Origin of the sequence: Cuspidothrix issatschenkoi CHARLIE-1, from assembly GCF_002934005.1 — a bacterium.
Lineage (GTDB): Bacteria > Cyanobacteriota > Cyanobacteriia > Cyanobacteriales > Nostocaceae > Cuspidothrix > Cuspidothrix issatschenkoi.
Genome location: NZ_PGEM01000228.1, coordinates 1 through 4,792, shown reverse-complemented (window position 1 = coordinate 4,792; position 4,792 = coordinate 1). Strand labels below are relative to the sequence as shown.

The following is a 4,792-nucleotide window of genomic DNA, read 5'->3' as shown; positions in this document are numbered from 1 at the left end:
CATACGTTTTTTTACTCTAAATCTGTCCTAGAAACTTGATTTGTCATTAACAAAGCGTGACCAATGTTCTGCGCTGGTTGAGTTTTTTTCTAGCAGTCAATGTCGATAAACACTGCTCAATCAATCTTACTTTTATAGTCGTTGTTTATAGACGTCATATGACTTCACCGTCTGATTTCGATTGATTACAAATCAAGATAAAACGTATCCCTCGCTTAAAGCGAACAGATACCCTCCGCCTACCGTTGCTGGCTTGGCCGTAGTCGCCAATTGACCAAACAATTAAGCTCTGCCATACTTAATCGCTAGGACTCAACTTTCAATAACCTGCTCGAAGCTTGAGTTAACTTCATCTTGTGCCTATTCCTCAATGCTGTGTCACGCATCGACTCATCAGACCCGTATTCTTTTTTGATTGATAAATATGTCAAATCATGATAGATTATAACTATCAATAAAAACGGGACTTTTTCCTATTAAATAGGCGTTTTTAAAAATCGACTATTTGATTTTTAAAAGGTTCTTCATAACATAATTGGGTGTTTTTAAAATAATTTTTTGTTAGTTTGGCGACCGACAAAATCATTTTAAAAAACACTCTTTTTTTATACATTTTTAAAAGAACAAATGTTCTTTATTCATCGTTATGCAAAAAAATGCATATGCACTATATTCATCATCTTATTCTTCTTTCTTAAAAATTTCAAACGATTTCATTATTTTTTTAATAATTTTTTTCTACTACATACCCTAGTTAACCAACTACATACCCTAGTTAACCAACTACATACCCTAGTTACTAGGTTTAAATTTGTAAAAAATAATTACACTATCTATTATTTTTTTAATAATTTCACTATGTTAAAATTCAGTTGTACGATTAATACATACTAAGGAGTGTTTTTATGAAAACAACTAAAATTTTAGGTGCAACTACACTAGCAGGCGCATTATTATTTACAGGAGTAGGCGCTACTCATTCAAACGAAGCTCATGCTGATGACACAATGAAAGTAACTCTTGAAACTCCTCAAGATTGGCAAAAACGTCACGACGAAATGGTTCAAGCAAAAGCTGAACATCCTAACCAAGGCGGAGAAGGTGGTGGACCTGGTGCAGTTAGTACTTATCAAAATAGCTACCAACAATATGTTGAAGATAATTTAAAATATGGTGAACAAGTTGAAAGTACAGAAATCATCGTACCTGAAGAAGGTAAAGCATTTTTAAATGGTCAACAACAAAATTCTGATAACAATTCAAACGCTCAAGCTCAAAACAACGAGCAATCTCAATCACAAGCTACTGATAACAATCAAGCTACTGACAACAATCAAGCTACTGACAATGCTAAAGCTGAAAACAACGCTCAAGCATTACCAGAAACTGGTGAAGAATCATCAAATACTACTCTAGTAACAATGATTGCATCAGTTATTTTAGCTGCTGGTTCATTATTAGTATTTAGACGTACTTCTAAATCAAAAAAATAATAATTATTAACCGAGTACAAAGCTTTGCTTTGTACTCTTTTTATATCTTCAAATTCCTTAATTCTGGTGTTTCAAAAATAGCAAACGGCTCACTCATTGTCGGTAGTACATACCAGCCCCCATATTTAGAAATTTTTGATGTTTCCCAATCATCTGCAACAGGTATATTATCAGTCATAACGATCTGATTATCTGACTCGCCAAATACTAGGCGTCTCGTATCCTTAGTTGTATTTTTACCTAAAACCATTCTAAAGCTAAGTTGGTCTCTTATATCTGTGCTTATTGTTGTCGCAAGTGGCTTCTGCATTGATAACACAACATTAATCCCTGCACTGCGACCTTTTAAAATTAAGTTTTTAATCAGGCTATCATATTTCGTTTTTTCTTCTTTCTTTGTTAAATTCATCACAAAGGCTGCTAGTTCGTCATAAAATAGGACAATTGGTGTCATTTTTGCTTTGTAAGCGTCCATGCCTAATTCATCGTATTTAGACGATAAAAGCTTTTGACGAAAGTCTAATATTTCATTCAGATGCTCTAATAAGGCTATTACATCTTCTTTTTCTGTGGCATATTGTGATGGATGTAGATGTTTTTGACTAATGACGTAAAGGTCAGCGAATTTAGGATCAATGGTGTAAATATGCGCATCTTTTTGTTTAAAACACTTAAATAGATAATTGATGAACATCGACTTGCCCGAGCCAGTTACGCCAGTTATCAAAGCATGTGGTTCTTTAGAGATGTCCCAGTTAACACCTTTCATCAAAGGGATTAAATAATCATCATTTCTATTGTGTGTATCATCAATTTGTTTTGATTCTGCTGACTCAAATTTAATTACTAATCGCTTTAAGTCATCTACATTCTCAACAACCAACTCTGTCTGTGGTGTAAGACGGTATTTACTTGGGAGATGTCGACGCACGATGTTTCTCGCATCTTTTAAATATTTTTCATCGATGTTACGTGTGTTTTCTTTTAATACGCCATTGGGTAGCTCATAAATGTAGATTTTTTCAGCATCAAAATCGACTTGAATATCATCAAATCCTAAATTTTGAGATTTAAAAACTTGCTTCAAATCTTCACTAATTCTCGTTTCTTTTGTTGCGATAAGTTTCATCAATAAGCTTCAACTCCTTTTTAAAATGTTGTTGTGCATCATATAAGCAACGATTACTTATAAATTGCTTTACTTCATAGACTTTATCAATATAGTCATCTACGTTTTTTAATTGATAATGATGATATTTGTTCAATTCAATGATTGTTTTTTTAAAATCATCATCGTTTTTTTGCAAAATGTGCAACAAATAATTAAATTGTTCACTTCTCACTGCTTTTTCTGGAAACATTAAAATCACCCTTCATTATATTTTTTAAAGCAATTTCATCATCTTTTTTCGGTGGCTGATAAATGTGATTTTTACTTACTTCAAAATCATAAAATTGCCTGTCTTGATATTTCTGCTTAGCGATATTCATTTTGTCTAAATGTAAAATCGCGTCAATTCGCCTAATAATTTGATTCACATCAATTATTTCAGAGTTTAAAACTTCCGTAGGCGCATAAATCGAATTGATAATGACTAAATCTGCCATGAGTTTTTTATCGTTGTAACGACTACTTGCGCTAAAGCTAGCATTTGTTTTATCTAGGATTTGAAATAATTCATTTTCAGCAATTCCTGTCGTTGAGCGAAATTCTTCTAAGATGATGACGTTCTCTGACGTGTAGTCTTGGAATGGGTCTCTATTTGATTGCGTCACGTAAATAGATTGATTGCGTTTGCTTGAATTGTTATCAATAAAATTTTGAGCAATTTCTTTTGATAAACGTGTTTTTCCCAGCCCTGAACTACCATATATCCAAATCACTTTTTTATTTTTGTAACGTTCATCTTCTACATACTGTTGATGTAGCTTTTTCAGACGTAGCGTATCAATTTTTTTTATAACGTCCATGTTTTTAGCTATTTCATAAGCGTTGAGTTTTAGTTCCAACTCGTCAAAATCAATTAAAAATTCGGAATACTGTTCTAAATATTTCTTAACAATGGCTCTCCGATTACTACTTTCATTCCTCTTCACAAATTTAAAATAGTTATCTTCCCACTGCTGAATTTTTTCTTTGATATTAGATTTATCAGAAACTATCAACTCATCTATGCTGTACTGATGTTTATGCGACGCACTTTGCGTCCTATGAAGTAAATATAAGAAGCCGTTTCTTTCGTTCTTATTTGGTACTGTTTCCCTATTAAAAAAATCAATTCGATTTTCTTTATCAGATACAAGTTCAGATACATATTTCAAAGATTTATGTTGTTTAAAACTAATAAATAAATGCAAATGAGGTTCAACAAATGTTGTCTTATCTTCAGCTAAATCTTTATCATGAACTATAATGGCAAAATCTTTAATATCATCATCACTTTCACACCTAACTTTAAGTTGATCAATATCTAAATTAAGGTAAGTTAATTGCTGAACGTACATAAAATTTGTACTTCTTTTCTTATCTGCCAAATTTTATACACCACCTTTCCTAATTTCATGGTGTTTATCAATTTATTTTGTACAAAATTTTTTAGTTTTTTGGGACTAAAACAAGCCCTCTAGTCCCAAAATGATAGGCTTTAGAACTATGTACAAAATTTTAAATCTCAATTAATTACGCGCATTCGCGCGTTTATTTGTTCACAATCTTTGAAGCTCACTCATTAGTAAAAAATTAAATACTTGCGATTGCATTGAAGTTCAAAAGCGAAATCTGGGCTCTGACGAGAATATTTCGCTTTTGAACTATTGATGCAATCAGCACTAGCTTTCTACCAAACGGTCAGCTTCAAAGATGGCTCTACCTCTATTTCTATCGCCTGCCACATAAGCATTTTGAACATCTTCAATTATGCATTTACTAAACTCATCAACTAACGGCTTTTGTTTTACGAACACTGTAAACTCCTGCCCTTTATTCGATGATGGCGTAAACCATTCACCTTTGCTATTTTTTCTTTCTTCGTATTCGTGTGCGTCATTCGCGACAATAATCGTACACTTGTATGCTTCTTTATCTTCCACATAATCTTTCAATTGTTTAAATACCAATTCCCATTCCTCTAATGCTTTATCAGCATCAAATCCAGTTAAATGATATAGATTCATATAACGTCATTCCTTTCATATATCAATGATTTAGTTCATATACATAGAATCCCGAACTGCCACTGTCGTGGGCAGTTCCCTCCCCTTAAATTAAAGAAAAATTGAAATAACAATCGTGGTTATTC

The 4,792-nt window shown here is 32.6% G+C and carries 5 protein-coding genes; 1 reads left to right on the top strand and 4 read right to left on the bottom strand.

Annotated features, from left to right (window positions below):
- The first annotated feature begins 905 nt into the window (after positions 1 to 905).
- The gene (locus tag CUN59_RS20795) at positions 906 to 1,493 is read left to right on the top strand and encodes an LPXTG cell wall anchor domain-containing protein (protein ID WP_104389592.1); all 588 of its coding nucleotides are present in this window, start codon (positions 906 to 908) and stop codon (positions 1,491 to 1,493) included.
- Positions 1,494 to 1,533: 40 nt separating this feature from the next.
- Here the strand turns inward: CUN59_RS20795 and CUN59_RS20790 are convergent, their stop codons facing one another.
- The 4 genes from CUN59_RS20790 to CUN59_RS20775 form a co-directional block, all read right to left on the bottom strand.
- On the bottom strand, positions 1,534 to 2,622 hold the full coding sequence (locus CUN59_RS20790; protein WP_104389591.1) for an FtsK/SpoIIIE domain-containing protein: 1,089 nt from the start codon (positions 2,620 to 2,622) through the stop codon (positions 1,534 to 1,536).
- Complete coding sequence (locus CUN59_RS20785) at positions 2,588 to 2,854, bottom strand: hypothetical protein (RefSeq protein ID WP_104389590.1); 267 nt, start codon at positions 2,852 to 2,854, stop codon at positions 2,588 to 2,590. The genes CUN59_RS20790 and CUN59_RS20785 overlap by 35 nt, the downstream gene beginning before the upstream one ends.
- Positions 2,826 to 4,028 carry a Rep family protein gene (locus tag CUN59_RS20780; RefSeq protein WP_165790245.1) on the bottom strand — a complete coding sequence of 401 codons (1,203 nt, stop codon included), beginning with the start codon at positions 4,026 to 4,028 and terminating at the stop codon, positions 2,826 to 2,828. The genes CUN59_RS20785 and CUN59_RS20780 overlap by 29 nt, the downstream gene beginning before the upstream one ends.
- A 294-nt stretch (positions 4,029 to 4,322) precedes the next feature.
- The gene (locus CUN59_RS20775; RefSeq protein ID WP_104389588.1) at positions 4,323 to 4,667 is read right to left on the bottom strand and encodes a hypothetical protein; all 345 of its coding nucleotides are present in this window, start codon (positions 4,665 to 4,667) and stop codon (positions 4,323 to 4,325) included.
- Positions 4,668 to 4,792 lie beyond the last annotated feature (125 nt).